Source organism: Candidatus Thiothrix phosphatis (genome assembly GCF_035668035.1).
Classification (GTDB): Bacteria; Pseudomonadota; Gammaproteobacteria; order Thiotrichales; family Thiotrichaceae; genus Thiothrix; species Thiothrix phosphatis.
In genome coordinates, this window is the sequence record NZ_JAYMYJ010000150.1 from 13,259 (window position 1) to 30,890 (window position 17,632).

The window sequence follows — 17,632 nt, forward strand, 5'->3', positions numbered from 1 at the left end:
GTAATCCCTTGGCAAGGAGGCCGGATGCGTTTGTTACTGGTGGAGGATGACGTGGCGTTAAGCGCTGATTTGCACCAGCGTTTGAAGCGCGAAGGCTTTGCCGTTGATGTCGCGGGCAATGGCGTGGACGCTGAGTTCATGGGTGAGGAGGAGCCTTATGACGCCGTCATCCTCGACCTCGGCCTGCCGCAACGCAGCGGGCTGGAGGTTCTGCAACACTGGCGGCTGCGCGGCAACCGCGTGCCGGTGATCATCCTGACGGCGCGTGATGCGTGGCATGAACGGGTGGACGGCTTCAAGGCCGGGGCTGACGATTACCTCGGCAAGCCGTTCCATTTCGAAGAATTGCTGGCGCGGGTGCAGGCGTTGATTCGCCGAAACCACCAGGCGCTGGCCGCCAACCAGGTGCTGGAGTGTTGCGGGCTTAAACTGGATGAGGAACACCAGCAGGTGACGACTGGCGACAATGTGACCTTTGCGCTGACCGGCACCGAATTTCGCCTGCTGCGCTATTTTATGCTGCATCCGGGCAGAATTCTCACCAAGTCGCGCCTGATTGAGCATGTTTATGAGCAGGATTTCGATCTGGACAGCAATGTGATCGAAGTCTACGTGCGTCATTTGCGCCGCAAGCTGGGGGAATGGCGCATCCTTACCCGGCGGGGACAGGGCTATGTGTTCGTTGATCCTGCCAAGCCGGAGCCGCCGGTATGAAATCGCTTGAGCGCCAGTTACAGGTCAATCTGGCCATCACCCTGATTCTGGTCATGGCGTTGATCTGGGTGGTAGGCAGCCAGTTGCCACGGAATTTAAGCGATGAACCGGCGTATGCCTGCACGCCAGCGGCTGGCGACGCTGCCGCCATCCCCCAGGCGCAACATCGCCAGCACCGCTTCAAATGGCTGTTTCCCTTTCTGGCGGCGGGCGGGATCGTGCTGATCCTGATTGTCCAGGGGGTCGTGATCCGCCGCACTTTCAGCCGTCTCGACCACATCCGCGCCGAACTCCTGCAACTGGAGGCGGGCGGCGTCAGCAAGCTGGACGAGGCGGTGCCTGCCGAAATCCACCCGATCGTGGCCGCCTTCAACCATCTGCTCAACCGGATGCAGGAACGGCTGGAACGTTCCCGCAACGCGCTTGGCAATCTTGCCCACGCGCTCAAGGGGCCGCTCAACCTGCTGATGCAATACCTGGATCAGGCGGAAGATACGGAGGTCAACCGCCAGGCCAGACAACAGGCGGAACGTATCCGTCAATTGACCGAGCGCGAACTCAAGCGGGCGCGGCTGGCGGGGCAGGGTGGAACCGCCCGACGCTTCGAGCCGCAGGCGGAATTGCCGACCCTGATCGAGGTATTGGCGCGCATTCATCACAAATCTCCCCGCTGCATTACGCTGGAGATTGCGCCGGACATTCCCCGTTTCGGCGACCGTGAGGACATGCTGGAGCTGATTGGCAATTTGCTGGATAACGCCTGCAAGTGGGCGCAGGAACGCGTCCGCTGCCAGCTTGCCTGTGCCGAGGGTCAGCTGCGGATTACGGTGGAAGATGACGGCCAGGGTGGAGGTGCCGCTGAGTTGCAGCAACTGGCGGAACGCGGCGTGCGTCTGGATGAATCAGTGGAAGGCCACGGTTTGGGGCTCGCCATCTGCAAAGACATCGTCAAACTGTATGGCGGCGCGTTGACCTTTGGATGCGCACCTGGATTGGGCGGCTTGCAGGTGACGGTTGTCCTGCCGCTACGCTGACTGCTGCCTACAGGCGGATGAAGTAGGGGAGGGCGGCCAATACGCCGCCGATGATCACCATCAGGAGATTGCTGGAAACAAAGTAGGGGTACGCCATCAATCCCAGGCCGCACAACAAGGGAAGCGGGCTGTGTTGCTTTCTGCCGTACATGAAATAGCCCAGTCCGATGGAGCTGAACAGCAAACCCCACAGCAATGTTGCGGTATTCATCAACGTTTCTTCTATCCGTGTTATGAGGAAGTTTCGAAGTCGGCGTCATTCCGGGTGTTGCGCCAGAACTCCTGCTGGCAGGCGCGACAGTAACAACGCCCCTTGAAGGGATGCAATAATTTTTGTAGCCGGGTGCGGCGTATCTGCTCCCAGACCAAACTACCGCATCTGGGGCAACTTTCCCGCTCCTCCATTAGAGCTAAGTTGCTGGTTGGTATATTTTTCTTCGGCGATGGCTCTATTTGCAGCATAGTGAGAACCCTTTATAATTTTAATATCGTGATCATATTATAACCTGTTAACTTGAGTTTTCTATATAAAAATTTTATCAAAATTTTATCTATTTTATGAATGCTGGTTGCGCTTCAACAACCCCGGCTAAAGCGGCCAAGGCTTTCAGTGGTAGGGTATGGCGATGCCGCGCCATTATGGTCGGTACGGTGGCGATGTGTGAGGGCAATGCCTCCACTGCAAGCGCTTGCTGGTAGCGGCTGTTGTCGACCACCCATTGTGGCACCAGCGTACAACCCAGGCCGATGGCGACGCAGCCGAGGATGCCGTCGAGTGTGCCGAATTCCATTACTTCGCTGAACGGATGGCCGCATTCCCGCTGCCAGAGCAGGGCGCGTTCCCGGTACACACAACCTTCCCGGAACAAAATCAGCGGCAGATGGCAGTAATCGGTCTGGTGGGCATGAACCAGCACCAGGGTTTCCTGCAAGACTTCGCTGGTCAGCAGCTCGGGGTGTTCGACCGGGCCGCCGACGAAGGCGCAATCCAACTGGTGTTTCAACAGCTTGTCCAGCAAGCCGCCGGAAGTGTCGGTGGTCACCCGTAAATCCAGCTCCGGGTAGCTTTGCCGCAGGCTGCTCAGGGCCAGCGGCAAGCGTAAGGCGGCGAAGGTTTCCATCGCGCCGATGCGCAACTCGCCGGTTTTGTCGCCAACCTGCCGCACCGCCATGATCGCCTGACTTTCCAGTTGCAGGATCTGGCGGGCGTAATCCAGCAATACCCGCCCGGACGGGGCCAGTTCCAGCCCGCGCCCCTGGCGGTAGAACAGTTCCACCCCGACCTCTTCCTCCAGCCGCTTGATACGTGCGGTGACGTTGGACTGCACGGTATTGAGCCTGCGGGCAGCGGACAGGATGCCGCCTTCCTCCACCACGGCTTGAAACGTGCGTAATGCCTGAATCTCCATAATGCTTCTCCAAAACAGAATGTAAGCTTCTTTATTTTTCATTAGAAATGATACGACATTCACTATACATTCTGTCAAACCGATACAAGGGAGGTTGTATGGACATCAAAACAGAACGGTTGAAAGTGCTGACAGCGGGCATCTTGAGCCTGATCCTGATGCTGGGGATTGCCCGTTTCGCCTATACGCCCCTGCTGCCGGTCATGCAGCAACAGGCCGGGCTGGGTGTCGCTGCTGGCGGCTGGCTGGCGGCGATCAATTACCTCGGCTATTTCAGCGGGGCACTGATTGCCTCCCTGATCAGCGACTTGGTGTTGAAAGACCGTTTGTACCGCATCGGGCTGGTGGTGGCCGTAGTGACAACCGCCGGGATGGGGCTGACTGAAAATGTCTGGGTATGGGCCGTCTTACGCTATTTCGCCGGATTGAGCAGCGCCGCCGGTTTGTTGCTGGGGTCGGGGCTGATCCTCAACTGGCTGATACGGCATGATTTCCGCAGCGAACTGGGCATCCATTTCACCGGGCTGGGGTTGGGCATCGCCCTGTGCGCGCTGGGGGTGGAGTTGATGCAGCATTACCTGAGTTGGGATCAACAATGGCTGCTGTTCACCTTGTTGGGGGCGTTGCTGATGGTTCCGGCTTGGCGCTGGCTGCCGCCACCGGATACCAGTGGCATGACGCGTAGCGGTGCTGCCATGGTGGATAATCCGCCGGACAAAACCTTTCTGTATACCTTCATGGCCGCTTATTTCTGCGCTGGCGTGGGCTATGTGGTTAGCGCCACCTTCATTGTCGCCATTGTCGACCATCTGCCGGGGTTGGAAGGCCGGGGTTCGCTCAGTTTTCTGGTGCTGGGGCTGTCGGCGGCGCCTGCTTGCATCAACTGGGATTTGATCGCCCGCAAGGTCGGCGACCTGAACGCCTTGCTGATGGCTTTCGTATTGCAGATTGTGGGCATTTTGCTGCCGGTGATGAGCCACAATGTGCTGCTGACTTTCGCCGGGGCGGCGCTGTTTGGCGGCACCTTCATTGGCATTGTCAGCCTGGTGCTGACCATGGCAGGGCGTTATTATCCGACCCGTCCGGCCAAGATGATGGGCAAGATGACGCTTTCCTACGGCGTGGCGCAGATTGCCGCGCCCGCGCTGACCGGCGTATTGGCGGCCCGCAGCGGCGGCAGTTATGCGGATGGCTTGTATCTGGCGGCGGCGGTGATGTTGCTGGGAACCTTGCTGATCTTGCGGTTGCGTATCCGTGAATACCGGCAAGCCCGTCAGCAGGCTACGTATTGAAGGCGAAAGGCCCACTGCCCGTGCAGCGGCTTTTCCGCAGTGCAGCAAAGCACTATAATCCTCCTTTTATTGTCCGTTGTTGAGTTGATTATGCCCCTGTCTTCCCCTGCACAACGTTCCCCATTGCATACCCGCACCCTGACCATGCAAGGTTTTGCCCGTGATGACGGCCTGTTCGATATCGAAGGCCACCTGACCGATACCAAACCGTTTGACATTCCCAATGTGGATCGGGGCGGGGCCATTCCCGCAGGCGACGCCCTGCATGACATGTGGGTGCGCCTGACCATCGATCAGGAAATGGTGGTGCGGGATGCGGAGGCGGTGACGGAATGGGCACCGTTCAACCACTGCCAGGGTGGGCCGCAGACCTTCCGGCGGCTGATCGGGGTAAGGATGGGCCCTGGCTGGAACGCCAAGGTCAAGGAATTGCTGGGGGGTACGCAAGGCTGTACCCACATCACCGAAATGCTGGCGCAGATGGCGACCACCGCGTTCCAGTCGCTCTACAACCATCGCCGCGAGGAAGCCAACCGCGAACCGGGGAAAAAGCCGGTGATCCTGGACACCTGTTACGCGCTGGCCAGTGACGGCCCGGTGGTGGCGCGTCAATGGCCGCAGTTCTATCAGCTAAAACAGCAGGGTTGAGCGCCAACCCTGCCTGAAAACCGTTCGGAACAAGTGCGGGATTACACCCGCTCAATCACCATCGCAATACCCTGCCCGACACCGATACACATGGTGCACAGTGCGTAGCGCCCGCCACTGCGTTGCAACTGGTACATGGCAGTGGTGACCAAACGCGCACCACTGGCTCCCAGCGGATGCCCCAAGGCAATCGCGCCACCATTCGGATTCACCCGTTCGTCATCGTCCGCCAGCCCCAGATCGCGCAATACCGCCAGACCTTGCGCAGCAAACGCTTCGTTCAGCTCAATCACATCCATCTGCGCCAGATTTAGGCCGGTTTGCGCCAGTACCTTGCGGGTGGCGGGAGCTGGGCCCATGCCCATAATGCGCGGCGGCACCCCAGCCGTTGCCATGCCAAGAATACGTGCACGCGGCGTCAGCAGGCCGTATTGTGCGGCGCTAGCTTCATCCGCCAGCAATAACGCACATGCACCATCGTTCACGCCGGAGGCATTGCCTGCGGTGACGCTTCCGTCCGGGCGCACCACGCCGCGCAGTTTCGCCAGCTTTTCCAGCGAGGTTTCGCGCGGATGTTCGTCAAGGTTAACGATCAGCGGGTCGCCCTTGCGCTGCGGAATCGTCACCGGGGTGATTTCCTGCTCGAAAGTGCCGTCACGTTGCGCACGGGCGGCGTTCATCTGCGAACGCAGCGCCATGCGGTCTTGTGCTTCGCGTTCAATCTGGAAATCCACCGCCACGTTTTCCGCCGTTTCCGGCATCGAATCCACCCCGTATTGCTTGCGCATCAATTCATTGACGAAACGCCAGCCGATGGTGGTGTCGTAGACCGCATTGCTGCGGCTGAACGCAGTGTCAGCCTTGGGCATGACGAAGGGGGCGCGGCTCATGCTTTCCACCCCGCCAGCAATCATCAGCCCGGCTTCCCCGGCCTTGATGGCACGGGCGGCAGTGCCAATCGCATCCATGCCCGAACCGCACAAGCGGTTGACGGTGGAACCGGGTAGCTCCAGCGGCAGCCCCGCCAACAGGCTGGACATGCGCGCCACATTGCGGTTGTCTTCCCCGGCCTGGTTCGCGCAGCCGAAAATCACATCGGTGACGGCGGCCCAATCGACATTGGGGTTACGCGCCATCAGTGCCTTGAGCGGCACCGCGCCCAGATCATCGGCACGCACGCCGGACAAAGAACCGCCATAACGTCCGAACGGGGTGCGGATGGCATCACAGATAAAGGCTTGCTTCATGGGTTGGTTTCCTCCTCACGGGAAAGGTCAAACAGGCTGGTGGCTTCCAGATCCAGCACTTCGTCGTTGTCCTGGTTATGCAATTGCCAGCGCCAGCGCAGCAGCCCCAGATCAGGGCGCTTTTGCGAGCGGCGGGATTCGATCACGCTCAGGGTCAGGGTGAGCGCATCGCCGGGGCGTACCGGATGCGGCCAGCGCACATACGCCAGCCCTGGCGAGGCAAACGATTCCGACCCGGCCAGTGCCGCATCCGCAGTCAGGCGCATCGCCATCGCGCAGGTATGCCAGCCGCTGGCAATCAGGCCGTTGAATGGCCCCTGATCCGCCGCATCCTTGTGGGTATGGAACCACTGCGGATCGTAAGCAGTGGCAAATTCCACAATTTCGTGCTCGTGGACGGCGTAAGGCCCGGCAGTGATCACCTGCCCGGCGTAAAATTCACGGAATTTCATCGCGGGCTAAACTCCGGGCTGCGTTTTTCCCGTAAGGCGGCAAAGCCTTCGCGGGCATCGGCTCCACTGAAACTGAGCATTTCCAGCACCAGGGAGTGTTCAAAAGCAGGCCAAGCAGCACGCAACCAGTGGTTAAGGCTGCGCTTGGTATGCGCCAGTGCGGTTGGGCTGCCTGCGGCGAGGGTGGCGGCGATGTCCCGCGCTTTGCTAAGCAATTCCTCATCGGGAACCGCGAGGCTGACCAGGCCAATGCGCTCGGCCTCCTGCCCGTCGATGCTATTGCACAGCAGCAGGTGGTATTTGGCCTTGGCCATGCCGCACAGCAATGGCCAGATAATCGCCGCATGGTCGCCCGCCGCCACGCCCAGCTTGGTATGCCCGTCGATGATTTTGGCTTTGTGCCCGGCAATGGAAATATCCGCCAGCAGCGCCAGTGCCGCGCCCGCACCCACCGCCGCGCCATTGATGGCGGAAACCACCGGCAGGTCGCATTCCAGCATTGCCTGCACCATCACCCGCACTTCACGCATCACCCGCAACCGGGTGGTTTCGCTGTCGAGCATGTCGGCAATCAAATCCATGGTGCCGCCCGCGCAGAATGCCCGCCCGCTGCTGCGTACCAGAATGCAGCGCACCTGCGGCATGGCTTCCAACTGCGCCCAAACCGTGCCGAGGGCGGCGTGGCCTTTGGCGTCAGCGACTGGCATACCGCCTTCCGGCCCCAGCACGATTTCCGCCACGCCGTTGTCACCCATGTCGACGTACAAATTGTCCGCCAGCTCCAGTTTCATGCGGCTTCCTCCTGCACCACCCGGCTGGCACGCAGGTATGGGCTGACCCGGTAACGTTCGCCCCGGTAATGTTCATCCAGCGCTTCCAGCAGGTTGATGACGGCGTTGCTATCCCACTCCGCGAGCCATTCGAACGGGCCTGCCGGGTAATTCACGCCCAGTTTCATGGCGGCATCAGCCCCTTCCGGTGTACACACACCTTGCTGCACCGCATCGGCGGCTTCATTGATCAGCATGGCAATGGTACGGGCCACGACCAGCCCTGGGGTATCAGCAATCTGTAGCGGATTAAAGCCGAGTGCTTGCAGGCATTGCGCCACTTGCGTTTGCCATGCCGCGTCGCTGTGTTTTGAGGCAGCCCAGGCCAGGGTCGCGCCGCTTTGCTTGCTGATCGGCAAATCGAAAACCGCAATATTCTTGCCCAGTTGCGAGGCAGTACGGCCATCGCTCAAGCGCAGTTCCGCATTGCCCAGCCGCAGCCCAACCCACGGGCTGGCGGTTTCCTGCCGGTAAGCCGCACCGCTGTGTTGCAGACGTTCTGACAGCAACTCAGCCACCCGGCCCGTGCCACACAGGGTCATGGCGGGGATTTCCGGCAGCTCGACCGGATTGTGTGACGGCAGCTCCGGCTTTACGGCACCTGCGCGGTAATCGTAGAAACCATGCCCGGATTTGCGCCCCAGCAAGCCGCCGTCGACCAGCTCTTTCTGCACCAGTGAAGGCACGAAACGCTTGTCGTAGAAATTGGCTTCGTACACCGAACGGGTAACGGAAAAGTTGGTGTCATGCCCGATCAGATCCATCAGTTCGCACGGCCCCATGCGGAACCCGGCGGCACGCAGGCAGGCATCGAGCACCGCAGGCGTGGCGGCCTGTTCCTGCAACAGGGCCAGGGTTTCGGCGTAATACGGGCGGGCAATGCGGTTGACAATGAAACCGGGGGTGGATTTGGCGTAAACCGGCGTTTTGCCCCAGCTTTTGGAGAGTGCAAAAGTGGTTTCCGCCACCGCTTTGTCGGTTTGCAGGCCGGACACGACTTCCACCAGCTTCATCAGCGGCACCGGGTTGAAAAAGTGCATCCCGACCAGCCGTTGCGGGCGTTGCAGGCCGTTGGCAATGGCGGTGACCGAAATCGAGGAGGTGTTGGTCGCCAGAATGCATTCGGGGGAAACTATGCCTTCCAGTTGCTGGAACAGGCCGCGCTTGATCTCCAGGTTTTCGAGGATGGCTTCCACCACCAGCCCGGCGTTGGCCGCTTGCTCCAGCGCGTTAATTGGCTGGATGCGTTGCAACGCGGCACTGGCGGCTTCGGCACTGAGCTTGCCTTTGTCCACCAGCTTGTCGAAGGTGGTGGCCAGTTGTTCCCTGGCCTGGGCAGCAGCATTTTCACGGGTGTCAAACAGCATGACCGGGTGCCCAGCCTGGGCTGCGATCTGGACAATGCCAGCACCCATAATGCCAGCACCGACCACGAGCACCGGGGTTTGATTCAGGTTTTGCGTATTCATGCGGCAGGTATCCAGTTGGCAGGGCGTTTTTCAAGAAAGGCGGCGAAACCTTCGCGGGCTTCGTCAGTGCCACGTACACGGCTAATGGTTTGCGCGGTCAGCTCCAGCTCGCTATCGGTCATGTCACCGACCGGCAGGCGGGCGTAGAGCTGCTTGATTTCGCGCAGGGCATTCGGGCCGCTGGCCAGCAATTCGGTCACGGTGGCGTCCACGGCTGCATCGAGTTGGTCGGCGTCGACCACCTGTTGCACCAACCCCAAGCGCAAGGCTTCGTCAGCGCGAATGCGGGTGGTGGTCATGGCCAGGCGTTGCGCCTGCCGCTTGCCAACCGCATTGATGACGTAAGGGCCAATCACAGCGGGCAGAATGCCGAACTTGGCTTCGCTAATCGCAAAGCTGGCATTGTCCGCAGCAATGGCGATGTCGCAGGCACAGACCAACCCGGTGCCGCCACCCAATGCGGCACCTTGCACCCGCGCAATCACCGGTTTGGGCGCGCTCTGGATGCAGGCGAACATGCCCGCAAAACCGCGCGCGTCTTCCAGGTTCCAGTCGAAGGAAGCCTGGCTTGCGCGTTGCATCCACTGCAAATCGGCTCCGGCGCTGAAATGCTTGCCGTCACCGGCGAGGATAATGACGCGCACATTGTCATCTTCGGCCAGTTGGGTGAAAGCCTGATCCAGCTCCTTCACCATTACATCGTCGAAAGCATTAAAGACCGAGGGGCGCGACATGGTGACCTGCATCACGCCGGGGGCGCGCTGGCTAACGGCAATCGTCTGAAAATCGTGACTGTTGTTCATTAGTACGTCTCCAGATGCAGACGGCCCTGCTGTTTCAGCTCGGCACCGAGTTTGTCCCAGTTCAGCCCGGCATGATTGGCAATGTCGTGCAGTGTCTTGACCACGCCTTCTTCCATGCTTTTCAGGCCGCAGACGAAGATGCTGGTATTCGGGTCTTGCAACAGTAGGGAGAGGTCGGCGGCGCGTTCACGCATCACATCCTGCACGTAGCGTTTCGGCTGCTCGGGGATGCGTGAGAAAGCGAAGTTGATGTCGATGAAATCTTTCGGCAGTTTTTGCAGCGGGCCGAAATACGGCAGTTCCTGCGGGGTGCGTGCGCCGAAAAACAGCATCAGCTTGCCACTTTCAAACTTGCCGCTGTTGCGCAGCCGCCGCCGCCATTCGGTCATGGCACGCATCGGCGCGCTGCCGGTGCCGGTGCAGATCATCACAATATTGGAATGCGGGTGGTTGGGCATCAGGAAGGTGGAGCCGAACGGGCCGATCACCTGCACCTTGTCGCCCACCTTCAGGTCGCACATGTAGTTGGAAGCCACCCCGCGCACCGGCTTGCCGTCATGGTCTTCCAGCACGCGCTTGATGGTCAGGGAAATATTGTTGTAGCCGGGGCGCTCACCATTGCGTGGGCTGGCGATGGAATACTGGCGGGCATGGTGCGGCTTGCCTTTGGCGTCCGTTCCCGGCGGAATGATGCCGATGGATTGCCCTTCCAGCACCGGGAAGGTTTGCGTGCCAAAATCCAGCACAATGTGGTGGGTATCGTACTGATGCCCGACATCGGTGACGCGCACATTCCCGGCGACTGTGGCGGTAATGTACGGCTGTGCGGATTTGGGGCCGAACAGGTTGGTATACGGGTGTGCGGCTGACCACGGCGGCACGCTGGCGTTGTATTGCCCGCTGTTGAAAGTATCGGTATCAGCGGATGTTGTGCTGGCGGTGTTGGTTGGCGGCGTGGCTGGTGCTGCTTCAGCAGTCACGCCCCATTCTGCCAATTGTCCGGCAGAGAGTTCCGGGGGCAATTCCTCCCAGCCGAATTGCTCTTCCAGGCTGTAAACACGCTGGCGTGGCATATGGCGCCAGTTGTCGATTGAACCGGTCGGGCAAGGCGGCACGCAGGCCAGACAGAAATTGCACTTGGTGGCGTCAACGACGTAATTGCTGGCATCGTGGGTGATCGCATCCACCGGGCAGGTCGCTTCGCAGGTATTGCAGCGGATGCAGATTTCAGGGTCTATCAGGTGTTGTTGGAACACCTCGGGGCTGGCGGTTTCCATTGCGCCTCCTAAAGCAGGTTATGTGTTATTGCATGCATCAAGACAGTGGGTGAGGGCAGAAAGCCCCCACGCGCACCGCTTTGAGGAGAGGAGTCAAACGTTAATCAGTTGAAGCGCACGTATTCGAAATTGACCGGCTGGCGGTTGATGCCCATCACCGGCGGCGCAATCCAGTTGGCGAATTTGCCCGGTTCCACCACACGCCCCATCAGGCTGGCGACGAAGGCGCGGTCAGACTCGCTGGGCAGCCATTCGTGGTTGCGTGCATTCCATTCGTTGTCACTGATGACCTGGCCTTGCGGGTTCACTTTCACGCCTTTGAGGGCGCCGATATTGCGGTGGAAAGCTTTGTGCGGAACGTTCAGGCGGAACGGGATGCCTGCTTTTTCGATGACTTTGTTCCAACGTTCCACACCGGATTTGCTGTCGGTGATGTAGTCGTCGCGCAGCACTTCGTTGAGCGCATTGAGCATCGGCACTTCTTTCTCGCGCAACTGGCCATCACGCAATTCCAATACCCGGTAAGAGTCATTGCGTAACTGATGGTCGTCGGTGCGTTTGCCTTCTTCGAAACGGCCTTTCAAGCCGGTGGTATAGAAGGTGGCGGCATTACTGGACTCATCCGCGCCGAACAAATCGATGGTGACGCTGAAATGGAAGTTCAGGTAACGCTGGATGGTTGGCAGATCGATCACACCTGCGGCACGCAGCTTGGCCGGGTCATCGGTTTTCAGCTCGTTCATCGCTTGGCAGGTACGCTGGATCACGCGGGAAATGCCGGATTCACCCACGAACATGTGGTGCGCTTCCTCGGTCAGCATGAACTTGGTGGTGCGCGCCAGCGGGTCAAAGCTGGATTCCGCCAACGCGCACAACTGGAACTTGCCGTCACGGTCGGTGAAATAGGTGAACATGAAGAAGCTCAACCAGTCCGGGGTTTCTTCATTGAAGGCTTCCAGAATACGTGGGTTGTCAGTCTGGCCGCTGCGGCGTTCCAGCAGGGCTTCGCCTTCTTCACGGCCATCCTTGCCGAAGTATTTGTGCAGCAGGTAAACCATTGCCCACAGGTGGCGGCCTTCTTCCACATTCACCTGGAACAGGTTACGCAGGTCGTACTGGCTGGGCGCGGTCAGGCCCAGGTGACGTTGCTGTTCCACGGAGGCCGGTTCGGTGTCGCCTTGGGTGACGATAATGCGGCGCAGGTTGGCACGGTATTCGCCAGGGACATCCTGCCATGCCGCTTCGCCCAGATGGTCGCCAAAATGGATTTTACGGTCTTGCTCGGCGGGATTGAGGAAAATGCCCCAACGGTAATCCGGCATTTTTACATGGCCGAATTGCGCCCAACCCTGTGGGTCAACGCTGACGGCGGTGCGCAGGTAAACGTCGAAGTTGGTGGAACCGTCCGGCCCCATATCCTGCCACCAGTCGAGGTAGCTGGGTTGCCAGCGTTCCAGGGCGCGTTGCAGGGTGCGGTCTTCCTTCAGATTGACGTTATTCGGAATTTTTTCCTGATAATCGATAGTGGACATAGTGTGGTCTCCTCCTGGGGGTTTGCTTATACGCGGTTCCAATCGAACTGGGCTTTGTCGCCTTTGCCGTAAACTTTCAGTGCGCCTTTCTCGCCGACGGCATTGGGGCGCTGGAAGATCCAGTTCTGCCACGCGGTCAGGCGGCCAAAGATGCGGGTGAACATGGTTTCCGTACCGTTGAAGCGCAGGTTGGCTTCCAGCCCGGTGAGTGCATCGGGGGACATGGCAACACGCTCTTCGATGGCGATACGCACTTCATCCGCCCAGTCGATGTCGTCCGGGTTGCTGGTGATCAGGCCGAGGGCGAAAGCGGCGTCAGCGTCGAGCGCACGGCCTGCCTGTTCGCGTACAGCGGTGATGGCTGGCTCTTCCTCGTAGAAACGGCGCGCGATACGGCTTTGGTCAGTCGCCATCGGGTACAGGCCGAAGTTGGCTTCGGAAACGGTGATGGTGGGGGTTTTCCCAGGCTCATCCGGCAGCATCAGCTGATAGCTGCGGTCACAGGCCAGCGCCAGTTCCAGGAAGGTGCCCGCAAAGCAGGAACCTTCCTCAATCAGCGCAAACAGGCTGCGGGAAGACACATCCAGACGGCTGAGGGTGCGGCGCAACAGGCCAATGGTTTCACGCACAAACCAGTGGTTCTGGTTGACCATCAGGGTGTTATCCATCGCCAGCACCTGGGCTGCATCGCCCGTGGTCTTGAGCAACCAGATACCTGCCTCAGGTTCATTGGTGCGCATGGAAAGGATCGCGTCCTCCAGTTCACGCGCCAGCACCAGCGGATACCAGTTGGAACCGGCGGCTTCAATGCCTGCGACAGTGGTCGGCTGTTCGCCTTCCGGTGCCTTGATGGTGAAAGTGGCGGTGCGTGCAGTACGGTCAATGTCAACGGTGACATAGGTGTAACGCAGTGCATCTTCGGCAATCACGCGGTTCAGCGGTGTCAGTTTGACGCCTTGTGCACTGGCCGGGCGGTCGCTTTGTGCGGCCAGTTCCAGCGCACGGGCCTGTACGGCCTGCTGGAATACGGCAGGCTTGGCGATGTCGTCCACCAGACGCCATTCCTTGGCTTTCTTGCCACGCACGCCTTCGCTGACGGTGCAGAAAATGTCCGCCAGATCGTGACGCACATGGCGCTTGTCGGTGACGCGGGTGAGGCCACCGGTGCCTGGCAGTACGCCGAGTAATGGCACTTCCGGCAGGCTGACCGCACTGGAATGGTCATCGACCAGGATGATTTCATCGCAGGACAGGGCCAGTTCATAACCGCCGCCAGCACACGCACCGTTTACGGCGGCAATGAATTTCAGGCCGCTGTAGCGGGAGGAATCTTCCAGACCGTTGCGGGTTTCATTGGTGAACTTACAGAAGTTGACTTTCCAGGCATGGCTGCTGACGCCCAGCATGAAAATGTTCGCGCCGGAGCAGAACACGCGGTCTTTCAGGCTGGTGACGACAACGCTGCGCACTTCCGGGTGTTCGAAACGGATGCGGTTGATGGCGTCATTGAGTTCAATGTCGACACCGAGGTCATAGCTGTTGAGTTTGAGTTTGTAGCCGGGGCGCAGGCCACCGTCTTCATTGAAGTCAGCGCCGAGTGTGGCGACAGGGCCATCAAATGAAAGTGACCAGTGTTGGTATTGGGAAGGGTCTGTCTGGTAATCGACACGGGTGGTGGTAGTCACGGAATATCCTCCTGAAAGCACTATACTGCATTGATTGATGTGTTCATGGCTTGCAGTATAGTGCAGTATTTTTCAGGAGGTCAATAGCTATTATGCATAAAAATGCATATTGACAGGATCGTAAAAGGTTTACTGGGGCATTTGCAGTGCATCCCGCATCATGTCGCGCAGCTTGAGGAAGCTTTCCGCCTCGGATTGCGCGCTGGTGTCCAGCTTGAATTGCGCCTTGGAATAAAAGGTGCTGCGGGCGTCGAGGATGTGCTTGAGGTCGTCCATCGCTTCCTTGCTGCCGCCGGACATGGGGCGGAAATCGCCCTGCGCCATCACCCGTTGCATGTGGTCTTCCGGCGTGGCCTGCAACCAGACAGTGGTGCAATGTGACAGTAACTCATTGAAAGTGACAGGGTCTGACACCAGCCCGCCAGGGGTGCAGATGACCGCTTCCGGGTAAAGCTGGATGGCTTCCTCGATGGCGCGGCGTTCGTAACGGCGGTAAGCGTTCATGCCGTACAGCGCCTGGATTTCGGCGATGCTGCAACCGGCGAACTTTTCGATTTCGCGGCTCAGTTCCACGAATGGAAAGCCGAGGTCTTCCGCCAGCATCCGCCCCAGCGTGGACTTGCCCGCGCCGCGCAGACCGATCAGCGCAATACGCGGGCTGAGGATGTTGGCGTTACTGGTTTCACCTAATAACTCAGTGATTTTAACGCGGATTTCACGCAGGGTTTCCTCGCTCTGGTTTTCCAGCAGGGCGCGGATCATCAGGCATTCCGGCGAGTCCGTGGTGAAATCGCCGACCAGTTCAGTGAGGTTGGTTTGCAAGGCTTCGGCAATTTGCAGCAACACCATAATGGAGGCGTTGCCTTCGCCGTATTCCAGATTGGCCAGATGGCGTTCCGACACGCCCGCGCTGATGGACAGCGCCTTGCGGGTGATGCCGCGCCGTGAGCGCAGGGCGCGTATCCGCTCGCCCAGGGCAACCAGGAAGGGGTGTTTGTCTTCGGCTGTTGGGGGGGAGCCTGCCCCGGTAGCCGCATGGGAAATGTGTGCAGTCATTTGCATACTCCTAAATGAGTTCGCTAAAAACATGCAATATAGTGCTTGACAGAGTTCATGAGCAGCGATATTGTTCTTGCATGCAAGATAATTCATGTCGATTGAATTATCAAGTTACGGCACATGCATAGCGGAAGGAGGATAGCGCATGTCAGCAATGGAATTTCGTCAACAGGTCAAGCAATTGACAGGTCAGCTCGCCGGGCGGGCGCTCGACAGTGAGTTGCAAGCTTGGCTAAACCGTGAACACGGTGTTGGCAGCCCCACCTACAGCCAATTGCGTCAATCCTGCCAACGTGGGGTGGCGGAGGGCTGGCTATGCGAACGGGAAGCCGCCGGTATCCGTTACGGGCGCATTTTCAAGCCAGACAAGGAGTTGAACGGCTTTTCCGTGGATGTGGTGGATATGAACGATCTGGCCGGGCCGCATCACCGTCACCCCAATGGAGAAATCGACCTGATTATGCCGCTGGACGACGCTGCCGAATTCGACGCCCATGGCGCAGGCTGGCTGGTGTATCCGCCGGATAGCACCCACTTCCCCACTGTCAGCAAAGGCCGTGCGCTGGTGCTGTACCTGCTGCCCCAGGGCAGTATCGAATTTACCAAAACAGGTGTGACCCCATGACTGAATTGCTTCAAAACTACCTCGGCGGCCGCTGGCAAACTGGCACCGGCGCTGGCGCGACCTTGACTGATCCGGTGTTGGGCACGCCGTTGGTGCGCATCGACGCCAGCGGGCTGGACTTGGCGGAAGGTTTCGCCTTTGCCCGCGAACAAGGTGGCAAGGCCTTGCGCGCCATGACCTACCGCGAACGCGCCGCCATGCTCAGTGCGGCGGTAAAAGTGCTGCAAGCCAACCGTGATGCGTATTTCGACATTTCCACCGCCAATAGCGGCACGGTCAAGAATGACAGTGCGGTGGATGTGGATGGCGCGATTTTCACCCTGGGGCAATACGCCAAAATGGGTGACAGCCTGGGTGAGCGCCATTACCTGCTGGATGGGGAACTGGCGCGGCTGGGCAAGGACCCGTTGTTTCAGTCGCAACATATCCTGACCCCGACCCGTGGGGTGGCGCTGTTTATCAATGCCTTCAACTTTCCGGCTTGGGGTTTGTGGGAAAAAGCGGCTCCGGCGCTATTGTCCGGCGTGCCAGTGATTGTCAAACCCGCCTCTGCCACCGCCTGGCTGACCCAGCGCATGGTGCAGGATGTGGTGGAAGCAGGCGTGTTGCCCACCGGGGCGCTGTCCATTATTTGCGGCAACCCGGATGGCCTGCTGGATCAGTTGCAGCCGTTTGATGTGGTGTCATTCACCGGCTCGGCGTCGACAGCGGCCAAAATCCGTTCGCATCCAGCTGTGGTGAGGCATTCGGTACGGGTGAATATTGAAGCCGACAGCATTAATTCTGCCCTGCTGCTGCCGGATGCTTCCCCAGAAGCCTTTGATTTGCTGGTGAAAGAAGCAGTGCGCGAAATGACGGTCAAATCCGGCCAGAAATGCACCGCGATCCGCCGTATTTTCGTGCCCGAAGCCCTGTATGACGCCGCCGCTGCGGGTATCAGCGCGCGTCTGGGGCGTACTACCGTCGGCAATCCACGCAGCGAAGGTGTGCGCATGGGGGCAGTGGTCAGCCAAAGCCAATTGGCTTCCATTCAGGAAGGTCTGGGTCTGCTGAAAACCCAGGCGGAAACCTTGTATGACGGCGCACAGCAGGCACTAGTGGATGCGGATTCTAGCGTAGCCTGCTGTATCGCGCCGACCCTGCTGGGTGTGCGCCATGCGGATGAGGCCACCCTGGTACATGACGTGGAAGTGTTCGGCCCGGTGGCCACCCTGATTGCTTACCGCGACCTGGAGCATGGGCTGCAACTGGTGCGGCGTGGGCAGGGTTCGTTGGCGGTTTCCCTGTACGGTGACGACCCGGCGGCGCTGGCCAGCACAGCGGTGGAACTGGCGGACAGCCACGGGCGCGTGCATGTGATTTCCCCGGAAGTCGGTGCGCTCCATACCGGGCATGGCAATGTGATGCCGCAATCCCTGCACGGCGGCCCCGGCCGCGCCGGTGGTGGCGAGGAACTGGGCGGATTGCGTGCCCTGAATTTCTACCACCGTCGCAGTGCGGTGCAGGCCAGCACCAACGTGCTGGAAAAGCTGTAAACCCTGTGCGCTTTTCCCGCC

17 protein-coding genes are annotated in these 17,632 nt (G+C 59.6%); 6 read left to right on the plus strand and 11 right to left on the minus strand.

The window, feature by feature from the left end:
- The coding region (locus VSS37_RS19045) for a response regulator transcription factor (RefSeq protein WP_445971500.1) at positions 1-714 on the plus strand (714 nt) is incomplete at its 5' end.
- On the plus strand, positions 711-1,748 hold the full coding sequence (locus VSS37_RS19050) for a sensor histidine kinase (RefSeq protein ID WP_324697776.1): 1,038 nt from the start codon (positions 711-713) through the stop codon (positions 1,746-1,748). The genes VSS37_RS19045 and VSS37_RS19050, both read left to right, overlap by 4 nt.
- Before the next feature lie 7 nt (positions 1,749-1,755).
- On the opposite strand, the gene VSS37_RS19055 is transcribed toward VSS37_RS19050, so the two are convergent.
- Entirely contained in the window at positions 1,756-1,959 is a 204-nt protein-coding gene (locus tag VSS37_RS19055; RefSeq protein ID WP_324697779.1) for a hypothetical protein, read from the minus strand.
- A gap of 340 nt (positions 1,960-2,299) precedes the next feature.
- A complete protein-coding gene (locus VSS37_RS19060) occupies positions 2,300-3,157 on the minus strand; it encodes a LysR family transcriptional regulator (protein WP_324697781.1) in 858 nt (285 codons plus the stop codon).
- A gap of 98 nt (positions 3,158-3,255) precedes the next feature.
- On the opposite strand from VSS37_RS19060, the gene VSS37_RS19065 reads away from it, so the two are divergent.
- Together VSS37_RS19065 and VSS37_RS19070 are read left to right on the plus strand one after the other, a co-directional pair.
- Positions 3,256-4,449 carry a YbfB/YjiJ family MFS transporter gene (locus tag VSS37_RS19065; protein ID WP_324697784.1) on the plus strand — a complete coding sequence of 398 codons (1,194 nt, stop codon included), beginning with the start codon at positions 3,256-3,258 and terminating at the stop codon, positions 4,447-4,449.
- 90 nt (positions 4,450-4,539) lie between these two features.
- Positions 4,540-5,097: a DUF2889 domain-containing protein gene (locus VSS37_RS19070; protein WP_324697786.1), complete on the plus strand. Its 558-nt coding sequence runs from the start codon at positions 4,540-4,542 to the stop codon at positions 5,095-5,097.
- Between the two features lie 41 nt (positions 5,098-5,138).
- Here the strand turns inward: VSS37_RS19070 and pcaF are convergent, their stop codons facing one another.
- The 9 genes from pcaF to VSS37_RS19115 all read right to left on the minus strand — a co-directional run bounded on the left by pcaF (position 5,139) and on the right by VSS37_RS19115 (position 15,448).
- The gene (gene pcaF / locus VSS37_RS19075; protein ID WP_324697788.1) at positions 5,139-6,344 is read right to left on the minus strand and encodes a 3-oxoadipyl-CoA thiolase; all 1,206 of its coding nucleotides are present in this window, start codon (positions 6,342-6,344) and stop codon (positions 5,139-5,141) included.
- Positions 6,341-6,796: a MaoC family dehydratase gene (locus VSS37_RS19080; protein ID WP_324697790.1), complete on the minus strand. Its 456-nt coding sequence runs from the start codon at positions 6,794-6,796 to the stop codon at positions 6,341-6,343. The genes pcaF and VSS37_RS19080 overlap by 4 nt, the downstream gene beginning before the upstream one ends.
- The gene (locus VSS37_RS19085; protein WP_324697792.1) at positions 6,793-7,587 is read right to left on the minus strand and encodes an enoyl-CoA hydratase/isomerase family protein; all 795 of its coding nucleotides are present in this window, start codon (positions 7,585-7,587) and stop codon (positions 6,793-6,795) included. The genes VSS37_RS19080 and VSS37_RS19085 overlap by 4 nt, the downstream gene beginning before the upstream one ends.
- Positions 7,584-9,095, minus strand: coding sequence for a 3-hydroxyacyl-CoA dehydrogenase (locus VSS37_RS19090; protein ID WP_324697794.1), 1,512 nt, complete (start codon positions 9,093-9,095; stop codon positions 7,584-7,586). Before VSS37_RS19090 ends, VSS37_RS19085 begins: the two co-directional genes overlap by 4 nt.
- A complete protein-coding gene (locus tag VSS37_RS19095) occupies positions 9,092-9,898 on the minus strand; it encodes an enoyl-CoA hydratase-related protein (protein ID WP_324697796.1) in 807 nt (268 codons plus the stop codon). The genes VSS37_RS19090 and VSS37_RS19095 overlap by 4 nt, the downstream gene beginning before the upstream one ends.
- Positions 9,898-11,175 (minus strand): benzoyl-CoA 2,3-epoxidase subunit BoxA, encoded by a 1,278-nt coding sequence (boxA, locus tag VSS37_RS19100; RefSeq protein WP_324697798.1) that lies wholly within the window; start codon positions 11,173-11,175, stop codon positions 9,898-9,900. Before boxA ends, VSS37_RS19095 begins: the two co-directional genes overlap by 1 nt.
- Positions 11,176-11,279: 104 nt before the next feature.
- Complete coding sequence (boxB, locus tag VSS37_RS19105; protein ID WP_324697800.1) at positions 11,280-12,707, minus strand: benzoyl-CoA 2,3-epoxidase subunit BoxB; 1,428 nt, start codon at positions 12,705-12,707, stop codon at positions 11,280-11,282.
- A 26-nt stretch (positions 12,708-12,733) separates the two neighbouring features.
- Positions 12,734-14,392, minus strand: coding sequence for a 2,3-epoxybenzoyl-CoA dihydrolase (gene boxC, locus VSS37_RS19110; RefSeq protein WP_324697802.1), 1,659 nt, complete (start codon positions 14,390-14,392; stop codon positions 12,734-12,736).
- 129 nt (positions 14,393-14,521) lie between these two features.
- Positions 14,522-15,448 carry a helix-turn-helix transcriptional regulator gene (locus VSS37_RS19115; protein ID WP_324697804.1) on the minus strand — a complete coding sequence of 309 codons (927 nt, stop codon included), beginning with the start codon at positions 15,446-15,448 and terminating at the stop codon, positions 14,522-14,524.
- A 148-nt stretch (positions 15,449-15,596) separates the two neighbouring features.
- On the opposite strand from VSS37_RS19115, the gene VSS37_RS19120 reads away from it, so the two are divergent.
- Both VSS37_RS19120 and VSS37_RS19125 read left to right on the plus strand, forming a co-directional pair.
- Entirely contained in the window at positions 15,597-16,076 is a 480-nt protein-coding gene (locus VSS37_RS19120; protein WP_324697806.1) for a 4-hydroxylaminobenzoate lyase, read from the plus strand.
- On the plus strand, positions 16,073-17,611 hold the full coding sequence (locus tag VSS37_RS19125) for a 3,4-dehydroadipyl-CoA semialdehyde dehydrogenase (protein ID WP_324697808.1): 1,539 nt from the start codon (positions 16,073-16,075) through the stop codon (positions 17,609-17,611). The genes VSS37_RS19120 and VSS37_RS19125 overlap by 4 nt, the downstream gene beginning before the upstream one ends.
- Positions 17,612-17,632: the final 21 nt, after the last annotated feature.